Here is a 21,325-nt window from a genome sequence, read left to right on the forward strand (position 1 = left end):
TAACCCTTAACCCTTAACCCTTAACCCTTAACCCTTAACCCTTAACCCTTAACCCTTAACCCTTAACCCTTAACCCTTAACCCTTAACCCTTAACCCTTAACACTGTTCACCGTCATGAGGCGATGCTTTCCAAAAAAGGACCAGACACCGCTAAATTCATATTGATCCCCAATTCTTCCGCTGTCAATCCCATGGCCAGTCCCAGCAGTTGGGGCAGATAAAGCACGGTGATGGCCAGATCCTCACCGGTGGTCTGTGATGCCTTTGCCTGCCAGGCATCCAGGTTCATCTGGCACATGGGACACACGGTGACGATCAGATCCGCGCCCTTGGCCGCTTTGAGGATGGATGCCACCCGTTTGAGGCCGTCGTCCGGCTGCGTGCTGACCAAGGCCGCACCGCAGCAGCGGGCGCCCATGTCCCAATCAAACACGGTTGCACCGGTCGCCTCGATGAGCGGCTGCATGCTGACGGGCTGTTCAGGATCATCGAATTCCACGTAAGGGCGCAGGCACTGGCAGCCATAGTAGGGGGCCACGGTCAGCCCGGAGAGTGACCGGGTGACGTGAGCGGCCAGCCGGTTCGCCCCGAGATCCACAAACAGAACGTCCAACAGGTGCCGTACCTTAACCTGGCCGCTGGCTTTGAGCGCCACGGCGGACAGGGCCTCGTTGATGCGGTCGCGGGAGTCGGCGTCATTGGCAAGCTTATCCTGGGCTTTTTTCAGGTTTAAATAACAGGCGCTGCAAGGCACCAGAATTTGGCTGTCCGGCGCCATCTGTTCGGCCAGGGCCAGGTTACGCGCCCCAAGGCAAAGCGACAAGAGATGGCTGATCGGGGCAGCGGCGCTGGCGCCGCAGCAGGTCCAGCCGTCGATTTCGGTCAGCTGTTGACCGACTGCGTGCATGGTGGCCCGGGTGGACAGATCATACTCGCGGGCCGAGGCCGTGAGACTGCAACCCGGATAGTAAAGGTAGCTCATGAGTGGGTCTCCTTTGCATGGGAGGCTGTGGCGGCGGCCTGGTCCATGGACGACACCTTGTCGAAGAGAGCGCCAAGGGGCGTGGCGGTTGACTTGTCGCCTTTCAGCTCGATTTTGCCTTTGCGCATCAGCTTGAAGCCCAACGGGGCAAAGCGCAGGGAGGTCATTGGATTCTTCATGGCCGTGAAATAACGGGTCATGAATTCCATTTCATGGATGCGGCCGTGCCGCCGGACGGTCTGCATGAATTGCTCGTAAAACAACCGTGGTGCCTGGTGGCGTTTTTCCTTGCGGGTAAAAGCGATGCCCTTGAGGGTTTCCATGGCCTCGGTCAGTGGCAGTCCGCGCGGACAACGCAGGGTGCAGGTGTAGCAGTCAGAGCAGAGAATGAACGTCCGACTGGCCATGACGCGCTGCAGATGACCCATGATCACCAAGCGCCACATGTGCCGCGGTGTGAGGTCCATTTCCAGGGCATTGGGGCAAGACCCGGTACAGGTGCCGCACTGAATACAGGCCCTGACCTTTTCGCGGACGGCGTCCAGGGCGCTATTATCGGATTCTGAAAGAGGATGTGGGGGCATGGGTTGAAATCCTTTATTTATTCGAAGCGATTGTAGGGGCGAAAAATTTTTCGCCCTGATATATCTCTCAAGCAGGGGCGAAAGATTTTTCGCCCCTACAAGCCAGATCAAACCATGGTTTCTGGTTACATGGCCGCCATCGCACCGTCGATGGTGGCAAACAGACTGCGCTGGGAAAATCCTTCCACGATGGACGCTTTGTTGGGGCAGACGGTGGCGCAATCTCCACATCCCTGGCACAGATTGGGGTTGACCGTCACCTGCTGCTGGGTTTCATCCAGGTAACGTGCGCCGTACGGGCAGGTGTCGATACAACGCAGGCATTGGGTGCACAGGCTGTGGCGCACGCGGGCCGTGGTTCGGGCCACGGCCCGCTGGCCGGCGTTTAATACGGCCAGGGCGCGTCCGGCAGCGGCCTCGGCCGTGGCAACAGATTCGGCAATGGATCGCGGCGACAAGGCGATGCCACAGGCAAATACGCCGGCCTGCATGGCCTCTACCGGACGCCATTTGGAATCGGCCTCCTGGAAAAATCCGTCCTTGTCCGGTTCGGCGCCGTAGGACGCCACCAATTCTTCGGGCAGATGCGCCTCGATTCCGGTGGCCAGGACCAACAGATCGACGGCGATCTCAACCGGTGCATCCAGGATGGGATCATGATGCTGGATGCGCACCGGCGTTTTCTCATCGTCGGTGATTTTTACCTGGGGTTTCTCCTCGGGCTTGTACTGGAAGAACAGGATGCCTTTGCGTCTGGCCTCGGTAAACCAGCGCTCGCTGGTCCCGCAGGTCATCATGTCGCGGTAGAGAATATAGATCGGCAGATCCGGGTGGCGGTCTTTCAGCCACAAGGCCTGTTTGAGGGCTGTGGGACAGCACACCCGGCTGCAGTAGTTGCGGGGCTCTTCCCGTGAGCCGACGCACAAAATCATAGCCACCGCGCCCAAGGCATCGCCGCTCATCTGATCGCCTGAAATGCGCTGCTCCAATTCGCGCTGGGTCACGATCGCCGGGCTGGCGCCATAGCCATAGGCATCGGTGGTCGCCTCGCGGCCGCCGGTGGCCAGAATAACCGCGCCGTGTTCGATGGTGGTGGCCGGCGCATCCTTGGTTTCGATGGATGAGAAGAAATGCCCGGCCTGCCCAAAGGCACCGACCACACGGCTGTCGGTCATCACCGTGATTCCGGGATGCTGACCGATGCGATTAACGGTTTCATCCAGAAACGGTGCAACCGCCTGCCCATCAATGGTCTGGTGCAGCCAGGCCAGGTTGCCGCCCAGCCGGTCTGTGCCTTCCACAAGGGTGACCGGGACACCATGGTCGGCCACGGCCAGAGCCGCATGCATGCCGGCGATGCCGCCGCCCACCACTAGGGCATGGCGGTGGTTGGGTATACAGAACTCTTCTTCTATAGAACTGTTCTTCAGCTTGGCGATGCCGGCCGTGATCGTGGCTACGGTGGCCGGCGCGTCCAGTCCCTGACGGTCATCCACCACCACGGCTTCGATCAACGCCGGGCCAAGCTTGTAGGCGTCTTTCAGCGCGCTGGCGTTTTGGCCATAGACAAAGGTCCGACAGGCACCGATCAGCACCCGGTTGACGTCCGATGTATCGATTTTTTCCAGTGCCGACCATCCCTGACTGGTACACACCGTGTCCATGACCATCACCCGCGCCACCGCTGGATCCTTCATCAGTTGTTGGGTCAGGGCCGTGCCGGCCGCCTCGTTTTCCGGCTGGTCGTGGCAGCGACAGACGACCACCAGAATACGCGGTGCCTGCCACGACACATCGCGGTAATCGGCTGGTGAGGCCGGGGTCGTTTGTGCCAGGCCGCCCCCGGCGCGGTGAATCGCCCGTGAGGCGTTGGTGGCCGCCGATGCGGCGCGGAGCACGGATTCGGCAATATCCGTGGGGCCGGTAAGCGTGCCCCCGGCAAAGATTCCAGGCCGGTTGGTGGCGTTTTCCGAGAAGGCGGCGGTTTCCACAAAGCCGAAGGCATCGGTCTCAATCTCCAGTCTTTCGGCCAGTTCACTGACCCCTTCCCCGGGACGCTGGCCCACCGACAAAACAGCCAGATCAAACGTCTCTTCGTGGATGCCGCCGTCTGCACTGGTCCAGCGCAGGGCGACATCCTCCCCGCCTGGGTTCAGGGCAAGGGAATGCACCCGCCCCCGGACCAGACGCACACCGTCTTGGGATTCAATCTCCTTTTCATAACGCTGGAAGGATTTGCCGAACGTGCGCAGGTCCATGTAAATGATGGTCGCCTCAAAATCCTCACCTGCGACTTTACGCGCCAGGGCCACTTCTTTGAGGGCGAACATACAGCAGATGGTGCTGCAATAATCCGCTCCGGATTGCAGGTCCCGGGACCCCACGCATTGAATCCAGACGGCCTTTTTTACCGGGCGTTTGTCCGACGGGCGCAGCAGCCGGCCCTGATCCGGTCCGCTGCCGCTGAGCATGCGCTCAAGTTCCAGGCCGGTGACCACATTGGGGACCACGCCATAGCCCATGGTGTTTTTTCCCGCCGCCGGGTCGATGCAGGTGGTGCCCGTGGCCAGGACAATGGCGCCTACCTCGCGTTTGAGATGGGCCGATTCCTGAAACGTCTCATAGACGCCGTTTATTTTCGGAATCAGATCGTCAGGCTCGAAGGGCTTGATCAAATAGTCCATGGCACCGATCTTCATGGCGTCCACAGCGGTTTCCACGGTGGCGTAAGCGGTCATCATCAACACCGGCAGATCCGGCTGGATGGCTTTGGCTTTTTCCAGCACTTCCACGCCGCTCATGCCCGGCATCTTGATATCCAGCAGCATGAGATGAAACGGTGCGTCGGCCAGCTTTTCCAGCGCCATGGCCCCGGATTCAGCCATTTCGACCGTGTATCCTTCTTCCGTGCCCAGCCAGGCGTCGAGTGAACTTCTCACAATTAATTCGTCGTCCACCACAAGAATACGAAATCCGCCGCGTCCCAACACCGACAGGTCGATGGCACGGGTGGGACACACCGGCTGACAAGCACCGCAGCGGGTACATACCTCGGCATCGATGGTGTAGGTATTGGGGATGTTGTGCGGGACCGGCAGATAAATCGCCTTGCGGCGGGTCAACCCGGCGTTGAAGATATCCGGACATTCCACCGGGCACACCTCGGCACACTGGCCGCAGCCGATACAGCGCGTTTTGTCCACAGGCGCGGGAGCTTTTTTCAGGGTCACCTCGAATTTTCCTGGCTCGCCTTCCACCGCTTCCAGTTGGGTGCCCAGCAGGATGTCGATTTTTTCGTGAAAAAGACCTTTGCGCAAACAGGTCTGCATGCCGGCATCCCGGTCCATCATGGGCAACATGCGGCACATGCCGCAGCGGTTGGTGGGAAACTGGTAATCCAACTGGCTGAGGATGCCGCCCATGTGAGCCGCCCGATCGATCAGGGTGACGCCGTAGCCCTGCTGCGCCAGATCGATGGATGCGCGAATACCACTGATTCCCGCACCGACGACCAAGGCTTTGCCGATTTTCTCATCCATAATAACTCCAATGTATAGGTGAACAGGTTTTTAGGTTTCGCTGTTCTCGAGAACGCTCAAGTCGGAGACGAAAAGCTCCCGACAAGGTTGTTTTGTAAAAGGGTTAAGTTTCAAGTGTTAAGTGTTAAGTGGTGGATCGGATCTAATTTTATATAAGAATCGATAGGATACCTTTTCTTAACACTTTAAAATTAACACTTAACACTGGGCCATAGACCAGTTACATCATGCTGCTATGCTGGAACAGATGTCAGCTCGAGCTTTCCGGGGAACCGGATTCGGTTTTTTCCTTGAAGTCGACATGATTACAATCCCACGACGTCCTGGTACTCTTCTTCGGCAAATTCGCTCATGGGCGGCCGCTGATTGACATCCATCCCCGCGTTGTATCCAAACGCCGTTTGGGTATGCGCGGCCATGTAGATGAACAGGTCCGATAAGGGGATGTCGTTGGGACAGGCATTGGTGCACTGGCCACACCCCACGCAGGCCCAGCTCATGTGGGCCATGCGCGTGAGATGGAAGAAAAGCGTGTCCGTGGGCATCTTGATGCCGCCCTTGCGGCGGGCCCACGAAAGGTATTGAAAGGGGTCGTGGCGAAAGGTGTCCGTGCTGAACACGCAGGTATTGCAGTAGCATACCGGACATGCCCCGCGGCAGTTATAACAATTGACGCAGTCGGCCAGATAGGTACTCAACCCACCAATGCTGCCGGTGGTCTCGGCGACTTTTGAAAACATGGCTTCCCGGTATTGCCGGCGCTGGTCTTTCAGATTCGCCAGGACGGTTTTGCGCTGTGCCGGGGCTTTGTCGGCCGGTGGCAGGCCGCATTGGGCCAAAGCGGAACGCCCGGCATCGGTATGGGCGCGGATGGTCAGTGTGCCCGCATCGCTGCCAAACAGTTCAATGGCCAGGTCCGCCCCGCTGGGAACGGGATGGTCGCAGGCCTGGCAGGCACTGGTCAAGGACAGCGGCGTGGGGGCCGACTCACCGGCGAAGGCGGTTTTGCAAAAGGCCTGCGTTGCGGCATCCATGGTCTCGTGCTGGTCGGCAAACGTTCTGAAATCACTGTTGGACAGGGCGCCGGCACAATCCAGACCAATGATGATCAAGTCTTCCCGGTGGCCCTGGTTCAGTTTGACCAGTTCGTTGAAGGCCCGTAGCTCGCAGGGCCGCAGCACGGCCGCCAAGCGGCCGCCGGCCGGCATGCGGGTGAGTTTGGCCAGTTGCTGGGCGGCATTGACCGGGAACGCCGGTGAAAGCGGATCAGCCTGCTCCAGCCGTTTTGGATCCGACACCAGCGTGGGCATGATACGGTTTTTTACAGACAGGCGGGCGGGAACCAGAAGGGCCTCGATGCCTGTCTCTTCCATCATGGTGGCCAGAAACGACCGCACTCCCGTAAGCCAGTCCTGATTGTCGGTTGAAATGAGAATTGCCTCTGTCATATTGCCTCCGATTCGGTTCAAATCAAGAAGTAAATGGTCAATCCACTGGGTTTGGAAACGAGGTGTTTTGTTCAAGATCAAGGCTTTCGAAAAAATATTACCACAGACATATAGGGTATATTTCGAGGATAAAATTTTTCGTATAACGCCGATATTGGGCAAAACACCTCGTTTCCATGACTTAAATCACGGCCTGCAGTTCCGGTAACATGGGACCCAATTCCCGGGTCTGCGTAACCAGCTCGGCCATAATCTGGGCGAACTCGATGCCGTCGCTGGCACCGATCCAGGTCAGGTGCAGCCGCCGGCTGTCGATGCCGAAGCGGGGCAGGATCTCTTTGAGCAGTTTTACCCGGCGCCGGGCCTTGTAGTTACCGTTGATATAATGGCAGTCGCCGGGATGGCAGCCGCTGATCAATACGCCGTCGGCCCCTTCCAGAAATGCCTTGATCACGTACTGGGGATCGACCATGCCCGTGCACATGACCCGGATCAGCCGGATGTTTTTAGGATAGGCCAGCCGGGAGGTGCCGGCCAGATCAGCGGCGGTGTAGGTGCACCAGTTGCAGACAAAGGCGATAATTGTTGGTTCGAAAGGTTCCATAAAAATCTCCGATTTTTACTCAGTGTTAAGTGTAAAGTTTTAAGTGTTAAGTTAAGGATCGGATCATTTCTATAATCGACAGCATTCCTTCTCTTAAAACTTAACACTTAAAACTTAACACTCTCAGCCTACGGCTGAGAGTGCTTCCATAATCCCATCCAATTCCGCAAACACCTGCTTACCCCTGAAATGTTTCACCTGCGCCGCATTGGACGGACAGGCCGTGGAGCAACTGCCGCAGCCCTTGCACAGGGCGCCGTTGACCACACTGACCTGGCGGCGTTCGTCAAAACTGATGGCGCTGTAGGCGCACAGGCCGATGCACATCTGGCATCCGGTGCAGATTTCAGGATCGATCCAACTGATGGCCGACGGCACCTCGACCACCCCCCGGGTGGCCAGGGAAAGGGCCTTGGCCGCCGCGCCCGAGGCCTGGGCCACGGTATCGGGGATGTCCTTGGGCCCCTGGCAGGCACCGGCCAGAAAAACCCCGTCGGTGGCGGTGTTCAGGGGGCCAAGCTTGGGATGTTCCTCAAGAAAGAAGCCGTCGGCGCCCGGGTTGACGCCGAACACCCGGCCCACCTCCACGGTATCATGCCTCGCCTGCATGGCGCTGCACAGCACCACCATGTCCACGGGCACGCGGATGCGTTCGCCCAAAAGCGTGTCTTCGGCAATGGCCACCAGCTTACCGGCCTCACCGGCCGATTCGACCTGATCGGTGATTTCGGCCACCTTGCCGCGGATGAAGACCGTGCCTTCTTCCTGGCAGCGGCGGTAGAACTCTTCGTAGCCTTTGCCGAAGCAGCGTTGGTCGATGTAAAAATCATACACCTGGGCGTTATGGCCCACCTTCTCCTTGATCAGATGGCTGTACTTGAGCGCATACATGCAGCACACGCGAGAGCAATAGGGGTGGTAGTTGACATCGCGGCTGCCCACGCAGTGGACCAGGGCCACGCTCTGGGGCGGCTTGCTAAACTCGCCGTTTTCATCGCGCATGAGAATTTGCCCGCCCGTGGGGCCGGTGGCATTGCTCAGACGTTCGAATTCCAGGCTGGTAAACACATTGGCAAAGCGATCGTAGCCCAGCGGTTTGATGGGTGTGGGATCCAGGAGATCATAGCCGGTGGCCAGAATGATGCTGCCCACCTGCAGGATCTCCTCGGTGTCCGTCATGGTGTGGTCGATGGCCTTGGCCTCACAGGCCGCCACGCAGGCCATGCACTCGCTGCAGACGCCGCAGTTCAGGCAGCGGGATGCCTCTTTTTGGGCATCGGTCTCGGTCATGGCGGTTTCCACCTCGGTAAAGGTGGTCATGCGCGTATCCATGGGGATATGGGCCGGCTGCACCCGGGTTTGGGCGGGGGCGGACTCGGGAATCGGCGCCCAGTCGGTGCCCGGCTTTGGCGCGGCGGCCATGCTGCGGCTGACCGATTCCATGTCCTCGCCGTCCAGGAAACGCTGGATGGCGGTCACTGCTTTGCGACCGGCGGCCACGGCTTCGATGACCGTGGCCGGCCCGCTGACCGCATCGCCGGCGGCAAACACGTGGGGCAGGGAGGTCTGCATGGTGGCCGGGTCAACCACAATGGTGTTGCGTGCGGTCAGGTTCAGCTCGGGCAGGGATTCGGCCCAGGTGACATCGATCTGCTGGCCGATGGCCGGAATGACTGCATCGCAATCGATCACAAAGGCCGAGCCCTCCACCGGCACCGGACGGCGCCGGCCGGTATCGTCCGGTGGGCCCAGTTCGGTACGCATGCATTCGAATCCGACCACCTGGTCGTTCTCGGCCACAATGCGTACCGGCGCGGTAAGATAGGCAAACTCGATGCCCTCGTCCTTGGCGCCCTGGATCTCTTCGGCATAGGCCGGCATTTCCGTCTCGCTGCGGCGGTAGACCACGGTGACCTTGTCTGCGCCCAGGCGCCTTGCCACGCGGGCCGCATCGATGGCCACATTGCCCCCGCCCACCACGGCGATGCGCCGTCCGGGCGGCTGGCGGTCGCCCAGGTTAACCTCGCGCAGAAAATGCATGGCATCGATCATCCCCCGGGCGGTCTCTTCACCGGGAATGCCAAGGCGCATGGCCTTGTGGGCGCCAATGGCCAGGAACACCGCCTTAAAGCCCTGATCGGTCAGATCGTTTAAAGAAAAATCTTCTCCCAGGCGCACGCCGGTTCGGGTATCGATCCCATGGGCCAGGAGATGATCGATCTCCTGGTATAACACCTCCGGCGGCAGGCGATAGTCAGGGATGCCGACACGCAGCATGCCGCCCAAAACCGGCAAGGCCTCAAAGATGGTGACCTGGAATCCCTGCAGTCGCAGGTAATAGGCCACGGTCAGCCCGGCCGGTCCCGAGCCGACCACGGCGATTTTCTCCTCCCGGTCTTCGATTGCAGGAACCGGCAGTTCAGGTAAGTTGACCTGATCCGCGGCAAAGCGTTTCAGATCGCGGATGGCAATGGCACTGTCCACCTCTTTGCGGCGGCACTTGGATTCGCAAGGATGCGGGCATACCCGGCCCAACACGCCGGGCAGGGGCAGGCGCTGACGGATCAGGTCCACGGCCTCACGGTATTTGCCCTGGCCGATGAGCTGCACATAACCCTGGACGTTGATGCCGGCCGGGCAGGTGGTGGTGCAGGGGGCGCGATCCTTTTTGTCGATGGTGAAGGTGATCGGCACGGCCTGGGGAAATGAGCGGTAGACGGCCTTGCGGTCGGCCAGCCCTTCGTCCCACTCGGATGGCAGGCTCACCGGGCATACTTTGGCGCATTCGCCGCAGCCGGTGCAGACGCCCTCCTTGACATAACGGGCTTTGCGTTTCACGGTCACCTGATAGTTGCCGATGTAGCCCGAGACATCGGTGACTTCGCAATAGGTGAGCAGTTTGATATTGGCGTTCTGGGCCACCTCGACCATTTTGGGGGTGCCGATGCAGGCGGCGCAGTCCAGGGTGGGAAAGGTCTTGTCAAACTGCAGCATATGACCGCCCACGGTGGTCTGACGTTCCACCAGGTAGACGGTGTGGCCGGCGTTGCCGATATCAAGCGCTGCCTGCATGCCGGCAATGCCGCCGCCCACCACCATCACATCGGGATGGACGTCCACGGTGCGAGTGTCCAGCATCTGGTGAAAATTGACCCGGTTGATGGCGCCGGCGGCGAGTGTTTTGGCCTTGCGGGTGGCCTCATCCTCGTCAGTGGTTACCCAGGAAACCTGTTCGCGTACCGAGGCCATCTGAAACAGGTAGGGATTCAGCCCCGCCCGCTGACAGGCGCCCTGAAAGGTTTTCTCATGCAGCCGTGGTGAGCAGGAGGCCACCACCACCCGGTTGAGGCCATAGGTTTTGATGTCGTTTTCGATCATCTCCTGGCCCGGGTCCGAGCACATGAATTTGTAGTCGCGTGAGACAACGACATTTCTCAGCCCCCGGATATAGTCGGCCACCTCTTCAACCCGTACCTTGTGGGCGATGTTGATACCGCAGTGGCAAATGTAGAATCCGATTTTGATTTCCATGGATGGGCTCCCTAATAAAAATTAACAGCTATCTCCTAAACAAAGCCGATTGACGACAGCGAGCAACTCCTCCGCTTCCGGTGGTTTTTGCAAAAATGCTTCGGGTTCGGGAATGTGCCGGCCCGACGGCGTTCGTTTGGTGCCTGGCCAGCTGTAAAATGCACTTTCATCAAAGGTCGAGAGAATGACCACGGGAATATGGCAGAGCCGATCGTTGGTGCGCAGGCTCTGGTACAATCGTACACCTGCTTCTCCGGGCAACATGGCATTGATGATGACCAGATCCGGACACCGGTCAACGGCCATTTTCAGGCCATCGGACAATGTCGCCGCGCAGATGGGACAGAATCCATTGGCCGTAAGCAGGTTGGACATAAAAATACTCATATCCGGTTCATCGTCGACGACCAGAATGGTCTTGGTTTGTTTTTCCGATACCACTATTGCCTCCATGCGGCTTGTCTGAAGGTCAAAGCGAATAGAACTAGCGGCAACCAATTCGTTCGATGGGGCGAGTGCAACCAAACTGCGGGCCAAATTAGCATGGAGTGTGCCAGGGATGGTCAAAGGCGGGTAACTGGTTGTTTTGCCGTTAAAACAGAATAAATCTACACGATCGATGCATCAAATCCGGTTATTCATGTTGCAACATCTGCAACGCTGACGACCGGTACGAATTGATGTAAAGATCAACATTAAAAGAAAAGAAAGTTGACGGTTCTATAAAAAAATCCAAAATTCCAATTTGGCGTCATTCCTTTGCCGGCTGGCATCCAGTGTGTACAATAGGTCCTGGATGCCGGATCAGGTCCGGCATGACGAGGCAGGCCCTTTATACGCGTTCATCAACGTTGATCGGTGGAAAAAGATGTTGCAGAAACGTTGCACGATTGGGGGGCAACGGTTTACCGGACCTTGAACGGGCAAGTCGATAATTCGTGCGAAAGTTATTGTTAATCGGCTTCAATTTCAGGAATTGCAACGTCTTGCTCGCCCATGCGAATGGCCAGGCCATCGGCTCTTTCGATAAGATAATGGGACATGTCCATCAGGGTTCGTTCGGAGAATTTGATGATTTGTTCACCCTGGCGTTGATAGAGCTGGTCATCCTTTATAAAAAGCTGCGTTGGATCGATGGGAAGGGTTTGGCCGGTATTGAGTTGCAGCTGCAATGGATCGCCTTTGATGATACGAAAGACAAAAAGCGGTGTATCCGCGTAGGAAAAGTAGACTTTCTCACGGACCTGATCGCGAATCTGAGTGATGTAATACCCGTTTTTGTCATAAGCAATGGAACGGTTGAAATAATCGATGATGCGTTTGTGCTCGAATCGGCCGTGACGATTGTACCAGTGGCCATGCTCGTCCATCCAGAAAACGGCATTTTCCTTGGGGATGACGATTTCAGGCAGGGCGTTGTTTTCATCTTGGAAGGAATCTTGCTCCATTTTTACTTCCGTTTCTTGTTTAATTTTGGGAAAAACATGGGCACATTTTCCATGTAGATAATGTATTTTTCTCCAAACCGATCCTGCAGGAGTCTTTCTTCGAATTGAGAGATAAACACCAAAAATAAAACGGCGGTAATGAGAACCAACCCGGCAGCAATCGATAAGCTGAGGAACAACAGACCTGCGTAAAATAAGATTTCACCAAAATAGATCGGGTGGCGGACAATACCGAACACACCGTTACTGATGATAGCAGGCGGGTCCTGTTTTTCAAAAAATACCATCTTGAGACCGTTAAATGAGAAAAAACCAGACGCAATCAGAAAAATACCACCGAAGACACCCCGTATGGCGTATGGGATGATCTGATTTAAAAAAACAGTATATTTCAAGAAAAACGAATCAAGGATCCAGGTTGACATAAAAAGCACACAAAAAATCATTTGGCCTACATCGCCGATGGAGTGCTCTCCGGTTAGGTTATCTGGATCATTTATCTGCAGCTGCATCATTCCCTGTCCTCATTCATCCCACTATCCGCGCAATTACAGGCGTATGGCTTCAATAACTGTTATCAGCTAAAAAAAATTGGCAAATGGTACGCCATCCCAGCTTGCCCTGTCAACTGTCAGACTGAATTCACAGCAATTGTAATTATTCCATGTCGAGATTTACGATTACGAGCACCGCTTCGCTGAGCACGAGCACGACCGACGGGCATTTTCGATTTTCGTGCTCGTAATCGTAATCAATCGATGAAATTTCTGCTGAACACCTTCAAAATTACAATTTCTGCTGAATTCATCGGACAATAAAAAGTGACAAATGCGCATCAGACGCCCACACAAGAAACTGGTTAATTTGGCTACAATAGCGATTGCCAGTGATGCAAATGGCTACAATGACTTAACCGCATGATATAATATAGTAAAAAACAAATTAGATCGAGACGGGAATCTAAAACTGTAGCCATTTTAATCGATATGGGGGGCTGGATCAAACGTCGGCCGTATCCAGATGAATTTTGGGAAACAAAGAATTTTCAATGATATCAATATAAAACTATATTGCTGGGTGCGTCCGGAAAGAATGGCAGGCTCCTTGCTATATAAATATAAAAAAATTGAATTGGATTTGAACGAGGGTTTCATCAAGCCAAGGAGGTATTGCCATGAACACCATCGACAAGAACCATAGACGGACGGTTTCTCCCAAGAAACGGGTGGTCGGGTTCAATATTCTAGAGGACCGTTGTATCTGGATGAAGGCCGGGGTGGTTAACTACCGGATTTGTGACAACGCCTTTGACTGCAACGCCTGCACATTCAACAAGGCCATCCGCAAGGCCATGAACATCGACCCGGCTGCCGATAGCCGCACCGTGGCACCGAAATGGGTCGATTATCTGATCGAACGGTACGACGGGGCCAATCGGCCCTGCCGCCATGCGCTGACCGGTCGCATCAGTGCGCCCAAAATCTGCTCCAACAACTACGAGTGCTACCACTGCGCCTTCGATCAGATGCTGGACGAAACCGAATTGGCCGTGGATCTTAAAACACCGGCTTGCCATGAGGTGGCCGGGTATAAAATCGCCGATGACTATTACTATCATATGGGGCACAGCTGGGCACGGTTCGAGCATGGCGGGCGGGTGCGAATCGGTCTGGACGATTTTGCCGCCTGCGTGTTCGGTCATTTGAATCGCGTTGATCTTCCCCCGCTGGGGGCCGAGGTTCAGCAGGATCGGGTCGGGTGGTCGTTCAAACGCGGCGATCATCAGGCCGGGGTCCTGTCACCGGTGACGGGCACCGTGCTTGCGGTCAACCACCCGGCGCGGGAGCATCCCCAACTGGTCAATGAGGATCCTTACGGCAGTGGCTGGCTTTTCATCGTGGAACCGGATCTGCCCAAACGCAATCTGAAACGTCTGTTTTTCGGTCGTGAAGCGGTGCAATGGATCGACCAGGAAAACCGGCAATTGATGCATTTGATGGGCCCGCCTTACGAAAACCTGGCGGCCACCGGTGGATCGGTGGTGCGGGATATTTTCGGGACCATCGAGACCCTCGAGTGGAATGCGCTGGCTTCCCGTTTTCTGCATACGACCCGTAAGAATCGCACCTAACCTACTGCTGATACATACCTTCATGGGGCGATACCGAATCGGTGTCGCCCAAGATCGTATTCGTTGTCGTAATCGATTACGACAACGAATACGACAACGATTATGATGAGGATGGAGCTACCGCCCGGTGCAACGCCCGCCGACAGTAACGACAGAAATTAAACGGGGTCGAATCCAAGTGTTCGACCTGGCCGGAGAAATGCATCAAACAGCGATTGTCATCGCAGTGCAGCAGATTCAAAAGATGTCCCGTTTCATGCAGAGCGATTTTGGCGATCCGTTCCAGGACCTGCTGCTTAAGGGGCGTTTCACCGTCAACCGGCAATTGCAGACGGTAGAGCGAGACCAGGGCCACACGGCCGTTCTGGCGGGCCTCACCAAACACATGGGTAAAAAGGGGAATGAACAGATCCTCTTCGACCAGGGCGATGATCTTGAAGTAATCGGCAAGATCCATGGCCTCGATGCTTTGGATAAGTGTGCCGGCATTGACCTGCAGGCGACCCATGTCAAACGTATGCTGAGGGATCGCTGCACACGGCAGTGTTTCGGCGGCCAGATTCAAATACCCGGACACATGCGCGGCGATGACCTTGGCAGTGGTTTGGGGCGCATTTCCCATGGGAAGTACGCCAACGATCGGTGGCACAAGATGGGATGGCATGATGTTAGCTGTCGTCGACTGTTGGGGAAGGCTGCTGGTCACTGATCGCGTAGCGCTTGATCTTCTTGTGCAACGTGACGCGATTGATGCCAAGGGCCTTGGCGGCTCGGGTAATATTCCAGCCATGCTGCTCCAGGATATTACGGATGTGGTATTTTTCCATTTCGCGCAAGGACGGCCCGGCCGGTGAGGCCGATGGCGGCGGGCGCAAAAAGGCGAAATCCGCCTCACCCAAGGCACGTGAGCGGGAAAGCACCACGGCCCGTTCAATGGCGTTTTCCAGTTCCCGGACATTACCCGGCCAGTCATAGTCCTCAAGGATTTTCAAGGCCCCGGGAAGGAGGCGATCCACGCGCTTGGTGGTTTCATGGCAGAACTTTTTCAGAAAGTGCTCGGCCAACAGCCGGATGTCTGCGCGACGTTCACGCAAGGGCGGCATGGCAATGCGGATGACATTGATGCGGTAGTAGAAATCTTCCCGAAAATCGCCGGCATCGATCTGGTCTTCCAGATCCCGACTGGTCGCTGTGATCAGCCTGAAATCAACACGTACCGGTGTGCGGCTGCCCACCCGGGTGACCGTTTTTTCTTCCAGAACACGAAGCAGGTCAACCTGCATCTTGGGGCTGATGTCGCCCACCTCATCCAGAAACAGCGTCCCTCCGCCAACGACCTCTAAAAATCCTTTTCGATCGCGGTCTGCCCCGGTAAAGGCGCCCTTGCGGTGCCCGAACAGCTCACTTTCTAGAAGGGTGTCGGGAATGGCGCCGCAGTTGATGGCGATAAACGGAAGATTGGCCCGCTGGCTCTTGGCGTGGATCGCTTTGGCGACCAGTTCTTTGCCGGTGCCGGTCTCCCCGGACAAGAGCACCGAGGCATCGGTGCCGGCCACATCGGTAATGATCTCATAGATGGCGGTCATGGCCGGGCTCTGGCCGATGATATTGTCGAAGCGCGTAATTTTTTCCAGGCGGCCTTTCAGGTAGTTGAATTCCTCTTGCCGTTTTTGCTGCACGGCGACTTTTTCCATGACCAGAGACAATTGGTCGGGCTTGAACGGTTTGAGCAGGTAATCGGTGGCGCCGATTTTCATGGCTTCTACGGCGGACTCGATGGAGCCGTAGGCGGTGATGATGATTACCAGGGTTTCGGGATACTTCTCCTTGACCTGGGCCAGCAGTTCAATGCCGTCCATGCCGGGCATCTTGATATCCACGAAAAGCAAATCAAAAGGGGTTTGTCCGAGACGTTCCAGGGCCTCGTTTCCGGAGGCGGCCGTGGTTACCTTATGGCCGCTTTTCTCAAACCAATAATAAAAAGATTCGCGGATAATCCGTTCGTCATCGACAATCATGATATGCATGGCAGCCCCTGGATTTTCTCATTGTTTGTGATCAATTAGCAATAAATTTAGGCGGTTCTCCAGAAAGCTCAAGTTGGAGACGAAAAGCTCTCGTCAAGGTTGTTTTGCAAAAGTGTTAAGTTTCAAGTGTTAAGTGTTAAGTGGTGGATCGGATCTAATTTTATATGGGAATCGATAGGATGCCTTTCCTTAACACTTTAAACTTAACACTTAACACGGGTCCATCGATCAGTTAAATTCATGCTACTATACTGGAACAGATGTCAGCTGGAGCTTTCCGGATAACCGAATAAGCTTATAGCTTAACCCTCGTCTCTGTCACCGCCAGCCGGTGCACAAAGCGGGAACTGGACGATAAATGTCGTGCCCTTGTCGACTTCGCTGTGAACCGTGATTTCTCCCTGGTGATGCTTGACGACCCCGTAAACGATGGATAGGCCCATGCCGGTGCCTTCTCCCATGGGCTTGGTAGTAAAGAAAGGATCGTAAATATGACTCAAATGCTTCTGGGAGATGCCGTGACCGGTATCCTTGATTCGGACATCCGCTGTTTTACGATTATCGTTGAAGCTGGAAGTGATTTCAAGCTGACCGCCGGGTTTCATGGCCTCGATGGCATTGAAGAGCAGATTGAGAAAACATTGTTGCAGCCGGTTCCGATCGCCGTGGACGAAAAGCGGCGTCTGGCTTTGATTCATCTTGAAATAGATGTCCTGCAATTCGAGCCGATGACGGATCAGATCGGCCACCGAGGTAATCACCGCATTGATGTCAATGGTCTTGAAGGCATTGGGCGTCTCCCGGGAAAAGGATAGCAGACCGCTGATGATCTTGCCGCAGCGCTCCAACTCCTCGGCCATGATGCCGGTGAACTCCCGCATTTTGGTGATCTCGGGTTTGTCGATACGGTCCGCTGCCAGCATTTCCTTCATCAGATGGCTGAAGGTCAGCAGGCCCTGGATCGGGTTGTTGATTTCGTGAACACAACTAGCCACCAGTTTGCCCAGGGAGATCAGGCGGTCCTCCTGGATCAGCTTGTTCAGGTCGGATTTGAGTTCCTGTTCACGTTTTTCCCAGCGCGAGGCGATTTCCCGCCCGATACCCATCCAGATTTCGATGACGCGGATGATCTCGCCCCTGGCGTTTCTGACCGGAAAGGTTACGATATCATGGATGGTCGATGCCTGTTGGCTGCCCAGGCGCATTGAATGAAAGGCCTTGGTCGGCTGGCCGGTGCGCAGGGTCTCCAGCATCGGGCAGACGATGCCGTTGCGCATGGCATCGCAGGGGCTTTCCAGTCCGTGAATCACCTGGTAGCAATGGGCGCCGATGACCTCGTCGCGGGTTTTGCTCACGGTTGTCAGATACGCATCATTGACCGCGTCGATGGTAAAATCCGTGTTGATGACCACGATGCACTGTTGGTTCTGTTGAATCAGAAAATCGCGGATCGCTTTTTCGAAAACGATCTGCCGCTCCGCGGATCTGAGCTTTTGATCCACGGTAAACAAATCCTTTAAAAGCCGGCTGATGTTGTGCTCGATGATGCCGATGCGTTCTGGCCGCTGGCGAATCAGCTCGACCAGTAACTCGCGATTGTTGGTCAGCTCCACAATGCCGTCCAAATCTTTCAGGTCAAACAGATCCTTGAAGTTGTCGGTGGTGTAGATTCCCAGTTGCTGGGCCATGAGTAACCCTTCGGCCCGGGGGTTGATATCGCACACCCCGATGATGTCGATGTCAAGGTAGGGCAGGTTGCCCAATCGGACCAGCTTCAGAAAAAATTTGCAGGCCCGGCCACCGCCCACAATGGCCAGTTTGAGGGGCACTTTTCCAGAATAGCGTTGATCCATTGTTTTTTCCAGAATGAAGGTATTGGAATAATAAGTATATGCTGATTTTATTTTTCATGGCCGGAATTGTCAAGCTGACCTTGGGACCGAAAAAAGGAAACCACGAATTACGAACCGAAAATGCCCTTGCTTTGTTTTTGATAGAATCATAATGTGTCTCTTATGATCTATAGCTAATTAGAAAAACAGCATATCATTGTCGTTGTAGCGGTGATGATATTTAGTTTTAGTGTCAGCGTTCACGCAGAAGAAAAGAAAACCTTTTCAATTGCCTATATGGGACATTTCGCGCCGATCAGCCAAAAAACAAAGGGCGGCGGCATGGAGGGGATTCTTATCGATATGATGAATGAGGCGCTGGGTAAACGGTTGGGCCTGTCCATTTCTCATCTATGTTCTGATTGTCAGCAAAAAGTCACCGTTTGCGTGGGTTCTGCCACAATTTGACGCCGTTATCAGGCAAATGAAAGACGACGGCACCTGGAAGGCGATCCTCGATAAGTGGTATGGACACTATATAAATTCCTTGGGTATTACAATGTGGTATGTGGCGTCCTGCCAGGCGCTTCAAGCGATCGCCACTCGCTTTGAGTGAGAAAAATGACCTCCAAAAAAAAATATTAAATTTGTGTTAGTGAGCATTATCCCCTGAATACTAAGGGCTTATTCTAAAAATGGAATCTGGTTTCTTATTGATAATCATTTTCCTAACAAAAGCCTAACATTTCTCGGTCAAAGAGAAATTGTTGCTTGAACGAAAAATACTGCCGACCATTGCTGATCATTGACATGGATTAATGATCTACAATTACTGGTAACCTGCTTTATAATTCAAGGAGGTAGAAATGATATCCAAAGAGTGCAGCATCGAAGCATTCACGGCGTTTTTAAAGGACAAGGATTCGCAGACGGTGATCGCCATGGCTGTTGAAGAGGCCACCGAAGCGGATCGTCTGATCCTAAAAAAAAAGTCAGCCTGCTCAGACGGCGTTACTTCAAACTTACTCCCGGCAGCTCAAGCAGTTGATCGGCTATCACCGCTATGCCGTCAAACCCCGTAAGAAAGAGCAGACAACTTACAATCTGTACATGAAATACTGGGGGCAGGTGGACCCGTTGGATCGGATGCTGCATGAATCCACCCCTACAGTCGGCAAGATCAATTAGCCAAACTGAAAAACGCTGCATGATGGGTGAGGGCCGCATGTTGATTCACCCTATGACATGCGGCCTACGGTGGCGTTGCCATGGGCGCGCCAAAACACATAAAACGCCGAGGCACTGATGCAACCGCCAATTGAACTGAAAAACGCCGGCCGCAATACACTGTCGGCCTGTGCCTATACCGTCACCGAGAATTTCCTGAATGGAATACAGGTGCATCGCCAACCCACCGGGCTGCCGATGGCCTGGCGGGGGCTGATCAAAGAATTACGATCGTGCTGTCCAGGCTTTACTGATATCGAATATGGAATTGAATTGAACCGGGCGTTCATCGGTTCCCATGCATCCACATCACCTGAGCACCCCCATTTTCCCGGCCCCAACTATCAAGACCCCTGCAACTTTTAAAAACCTCGTTTGACACGCCCGAAATGTCATTCCCTGCTGGACCATCGTATCCATGGGTGTTGACAAATGGATAGCCAGTCCAAGGGGGTGTTCAATAAGTATCCTTTCGATCCTAACCAAATTCTAATCAATTGCTAACTTTTATTTTGCATGAATTTTATTATACTAAAGGTTTTAGCTTTATAGGTAAATTAATGGATTTTCAAATCGTCATTTGCTTCCCGTTGTGATATTTTCTATCTATGCCTGTTTGATTTCTGCTGAAAGCGCCCTGATCTCACTTCCCTTCTTCTATAGGTAAACGTCCGAAACCATAAAGGGCGCATACCCGTTGCTGCCAGCTCAAGCGTTTTTTTTTAAACTTATAACAACGCCATCCAGAGGCGAAGTGTTTTCAGCTAAGCGTTGAGTCGGATGCAGGGCGGGGACCAAGCCTGGAATATTAATGTCCGTCAATCAATTACATGCTAAAGGAGGTTAACGATGAAGATTTTTAATGGTAGCCTGAATCCAGGTAGTATTGCTGTCGGCGCCGGTGTCGTTCTTCTCACGCCCGTTGTTCTTCCCATCATTGGCGCGATACTGAAACCCATGGCCAAAGCGGTCATCAAAGGCTCCCTGATTGCCTACGAAGGGGCTAAAGTATCCATCGCCGAAACCAAAGAGGCCCTGGAAGATATCACCGCCGAGGCCAAGGCTGAGGTGGGTACAGAGAAAGCGGCCGAATAAATTTTCATTCCTCTAATCGACCATGCCGTGAGCGCGTTCTGATCGGCATGGCGTGTTGGATACCCTATGCTGCCTGATGCCATTATCCGAAGCCGCCTGACCGGTAGAATACGCCTTCAGGTTCGGTCGCAAAAAGGGAACCTGGAGTACTTCCAAAACATTGAGAAACACCTTAATGCTTCATTGTCGGACCATCGGATCAAGGCATCTGCGCTCACCGGCAGTGTGGTGATTCAGAACACGTCGATCGATTTGAATGAAATAGCGGCCGTCGCCGACCGCCATCGACTTTTTAGACTGCGGTTGGAAGACGAACCGGCCCTACCACTGGCCAAGCGGGTCGCATTTTCCGTTCGGAATGCCAACCATCAGATCCGCAACGTCTCCGGTGGAAGTCTGGACCTGGCCGGTGCCATTTTTCTGGGCCTGATCGCCTTTGGTCTGTGGGAGCTGGCGATCGGTAATTTCAAGCGTCCGCCATGGTACACGGCCTTCTGGTATGCCTTTGGCCTTTTCTCTAAAACCATCGTCGATGAATTGCGTTCTGATACCCAATAGCACTCGATATTCGTATTCTCGCAAGTAATCGCAGATGCCTCACATTTGTGACGGCATAACATTTAAGTGATAGACCAGACGATTCGCTACCGGGCGAGGGGGATGGGTGCAGTGTCGCCAGACGCCTAAGTATCCGTATCTCTTGTTATAATTGATAGATAAAAAAGTAAATACTTCGGATTCGATTAGCGCCGCACCTTGCCGTTTTTCGTTTAGCGCAGCCAATTTTACCTGGCTGAGGCATAACCTGTTTCGTCAGGGTGTTTTTATCCAAAGTGAGGTGCCATTTTCGTTTATCCATAGCTATACAGGAGCCGT

18 protein-coding genes are annotated in these 21,325 nt (G+C 54.7%); 6 read left to right on the forward strand and 12 right to left on the reverse strand.

Annotation, left to right across the window (positions count from 1 at the left end; all coding sequences use genetic code 11):
- Nucleotides 1–113: 113 nt before the first annotated feature.
- The 9 genes from Dvar_RS10920 to Dvar_RS10960 form a co-directional block, all read right to left on the reverse strand.
- Nucleotides 114–983, reverse strand: coding sequence for a CoB--CoM heterodisulfide reductase iron-sulfur subunit B family protein (locus Dvar_RS10920; RefSeq protein ID WP_419661722.1), 870 nt, complete (start codon nucleotides 981–983; stop codon nucleotides 114–116).
- Nucleotides 980–1,567: a 4Fe-4S dicluster domain-containing protein gene (locus tag Dvar_RS10925; RefSeq protein ID WP_419661724.1), complete on the reverse strand. Its 588-nt coding sequence runs from the start codon at nucleotides 1,565–1,567 to the stop codon at nucleotides 980–982. Before Dvar_RS10925 ends, Dvar_RS10920 begins: the two co-directional genes overlap by 4 nt.
- Nucleotides 1,568–1,692: 125 nt before the next feature.
- Entirely contained in the window at nucleotides 1,693–5,106 is a 3,414-nt protein-coding gene (locus Dvar_RS10930) for a response regulator (protein ID WP_419661725.1), read from the reverse strand.
- A gap of 305 nt (nucleotides 5,107–5,411) precedes the next feature.
- Nucleotides 5,412–6,554, reverse strand: a complete 1,143-nt coding sequence (locus tag Dvar_RS10935; protein ID WP_419661727.1) for a Coenzyme F420 hydrogenase/dehydrogenase, beta subunit C-terminal domain — start codon at nucleotides 6,552–6,554, stop codon at nucleotides 5,412–5,414.
- 181 nt (nucleotides 6,555–6,735) lie between these two features.
- Nucleotides 6,736–7,158: a hydrogenase iron-sulfur subunit gene (locus Dvar_RS10940; protein WP_419661729.1), complete on the reverse strand. Its 423-nt coding sequence runs from the start codon at nucleotides 7,156–7,158 to the stop codon at nucleotides 6,736–6,738.
- Between the two features lie 123 nt (nucleotides 7,159–7,281).
- Complete coding sequence (locus tag Dvar_RS10945; protein ID WP_419661731.1) at nucleotides 7,282–10,689, reverse strand: NAD(P)-binding protein; 3,408 nt, start codon at nucleotides 10,687–10,689, stop codon at nucleotides 7,282–7,284.
- A gap of 21 nt (nucleotides 10,690–10,710) precedes the next feature.
- Nucleotides 10,711–11,130, reverse strand: coding sequence for a response regulator (locus Dvar_RS10950; protein ID WP_419661732.1), 420 nt, complete (start codon nucleotides 11,128–11,130; stop codon nucleotides 10,711–10,713).
- A gap of 512 nt (nucleotides 11,131–11,642) precedes the next feature.
- A complete protein-coding gene (locus Dvar_RS10955) occupies nucleotides 11,643–12,137 on the reverse strand; it encodes an MFS transporter permease (protein ID WP_419661733.1) in 495 nt (164 codons plus the stop codon).
- A 2-nt stretch (nucleotides 12,138–12,139) separates the two neighbouring features.
- The gene (locus Dvar_RS10960) at nucleotides 12,140–12,652 is read right to left on the reverse strand and encodes a methyltransferase family protein (RefSeq protein WP_419661734.1); all 513 of its coding nucleotides are present in this window, start codon (nucleotides 12,650–12,652) and stop codon (nucleotides 12,140–12,142) included.
- 659 nt (nucleotides 12,653–13,311) lie between these two features.
- Here Dvar_RS10960 and Dvar_RS10965 point away from each other — a divergent pair.
- Nucleotides 13,312–14,268: a glycine cleavage system protein H gene (locus Dvar_RS10965; RefSeq protein ID WP_419661735.1), complete on the forward strand. Its 957-nt coding sequence runs from the start codon at nucleotides 13,312–13,314 to the stop codon at nucleotides 14,266–14,268.
- Nucleotides 14,269–14,368: 100 nt separating this feature from the next.
- Here the strand turns inward: Dvar_RS10965 and Dvar_RS10970 are convergent, their stop codons facing one another.
- The 3 genes from Dvar_RS10970 to Dvar_RS10980 form a co-directional block, all read right to left on the reverse strand.
- Nucleotides 14,369–14,932, reverse strand: coding sequence for a zinc metallopeptidase (locus Dvar_RS10970; RefSeq protein WP_419661736.1), 564 nt, complete (start codon nucleotides 14,930–14,932; stop codon nucleotides 14,369–14,371).
- A gap of 4 nt (nucleotides 14,933–14,936) precedes the next feature.
- Nucleotides 14,937–16,295, reverse strand: a complete 1,359-nt coding sequence (locus tag Dvar_RS10975; RefSeq protein ID WP_419661737.1) for a sigma-54-dependent transcriptional regulator — start codon at nucleotides 16,293–16,295, stop codon at nucleotides 14,937–14,939.
- Nucleotides 16,296–16,597: 302 nt separating this feature from the next.
- Nucleotides 16,598–18,148 carry an ATP-binding protein gene (locus Dvar_RS10980; protein WP_419661738.1) on the reverse strand — a complete coding sequence of 517 codons (1,551 nt, stop codon included), beginning with the start codon at nucleotides 18,146–18,148 and terminating at the stop codon, nucleotides 16,598–16,600.
- A gap of 213 nt (nucleotides 18,149–18,361) precedes the next feature.
- Here Dvar_RS10980 and Dvar_RS10985 point away from each other — a divergent pair, with 213 nt between their 5' ends.
- The 5 genes from Dvar_RS10985 to Dvar_RS11005 all read left to right on the forward strand — a co-directional run bounded on the left by Dvar_RS10985 (nucleotide 18,362) and on the right by Dvar_RS11005 (nucleotide 21,007).
- Complete coding sequence (locus Dvar_RS10985) at nucleotides 18,362–18,595, forward strand: hypothetical protein (protein ID WP_419661739.1); 234 nt, start codon at nucleotides 18,362–18,364, stop codon at nucleotides 18,593–18,595.
- 398 nt (nucleotides 18,596–18,993) lie between these two features.
- On the forward strand, nucleotides 18,994–19,209 hold the full coding sequence (locus Dvar_RS10990; protein ID WP_419661740.1) for a hypothetical protein: 216 nt from the start codon (nucleotides 18,994–18,996) through the stop codon (nucleotides 19,207–19,209).
- A 223-nt stretch (nucleotides 19,210–19,432) separates the two neighbouring features.
- Nucleotides 19,433–19,720: a hypothetical protein gene (locus Dvar_RS10995; protein ID WP_419661741.1), complete on the forward strand. Its 288-nt coding sequence runs from the start codon at nucleotides 19,433–19,435 to the stop codon at nucleotides 19,718–19,720.
- 483 nt (nucleotides 19,721–20,203) lie between these two features.
- Entirely contained in the window at nucleotides 20,204–20,449 is a 246-nt protein-coding gene (locus Dvar_RS11000; protein ID WP_419661742.1) for a DUF5132 domain-containing protein, read from the forward strand.
- 66 nt (nucleotides 20,450–20,515) lie between these two features.
- Nucleotides 20,516–21,007: an HMA2 domain-containing protein gene (locus Dvar_RS11005; RefSeq protein ID WP_419661743.1), complete on the forward strand. Its 492-nt coding sequence runs from the start codon at nucleotides 20,516–20,518 to the stop codon at nucleotides 21,005–21,007.
- Nucleotides 21,008–21,325 lie beyond the last annotated feature (318 nt).

The sequence above is a fragment of the Desulfosarcina variabilis str. Montpellier genome (assembly GCF_048565275.1).
Taxonomy (GTDB): Bacteria; Desulfobacterota; Desulfobacteria; order Desulfobacterales; family Desulfosarcinaceae; genus Desulfosarcina; species Desulfosarcina variabilis.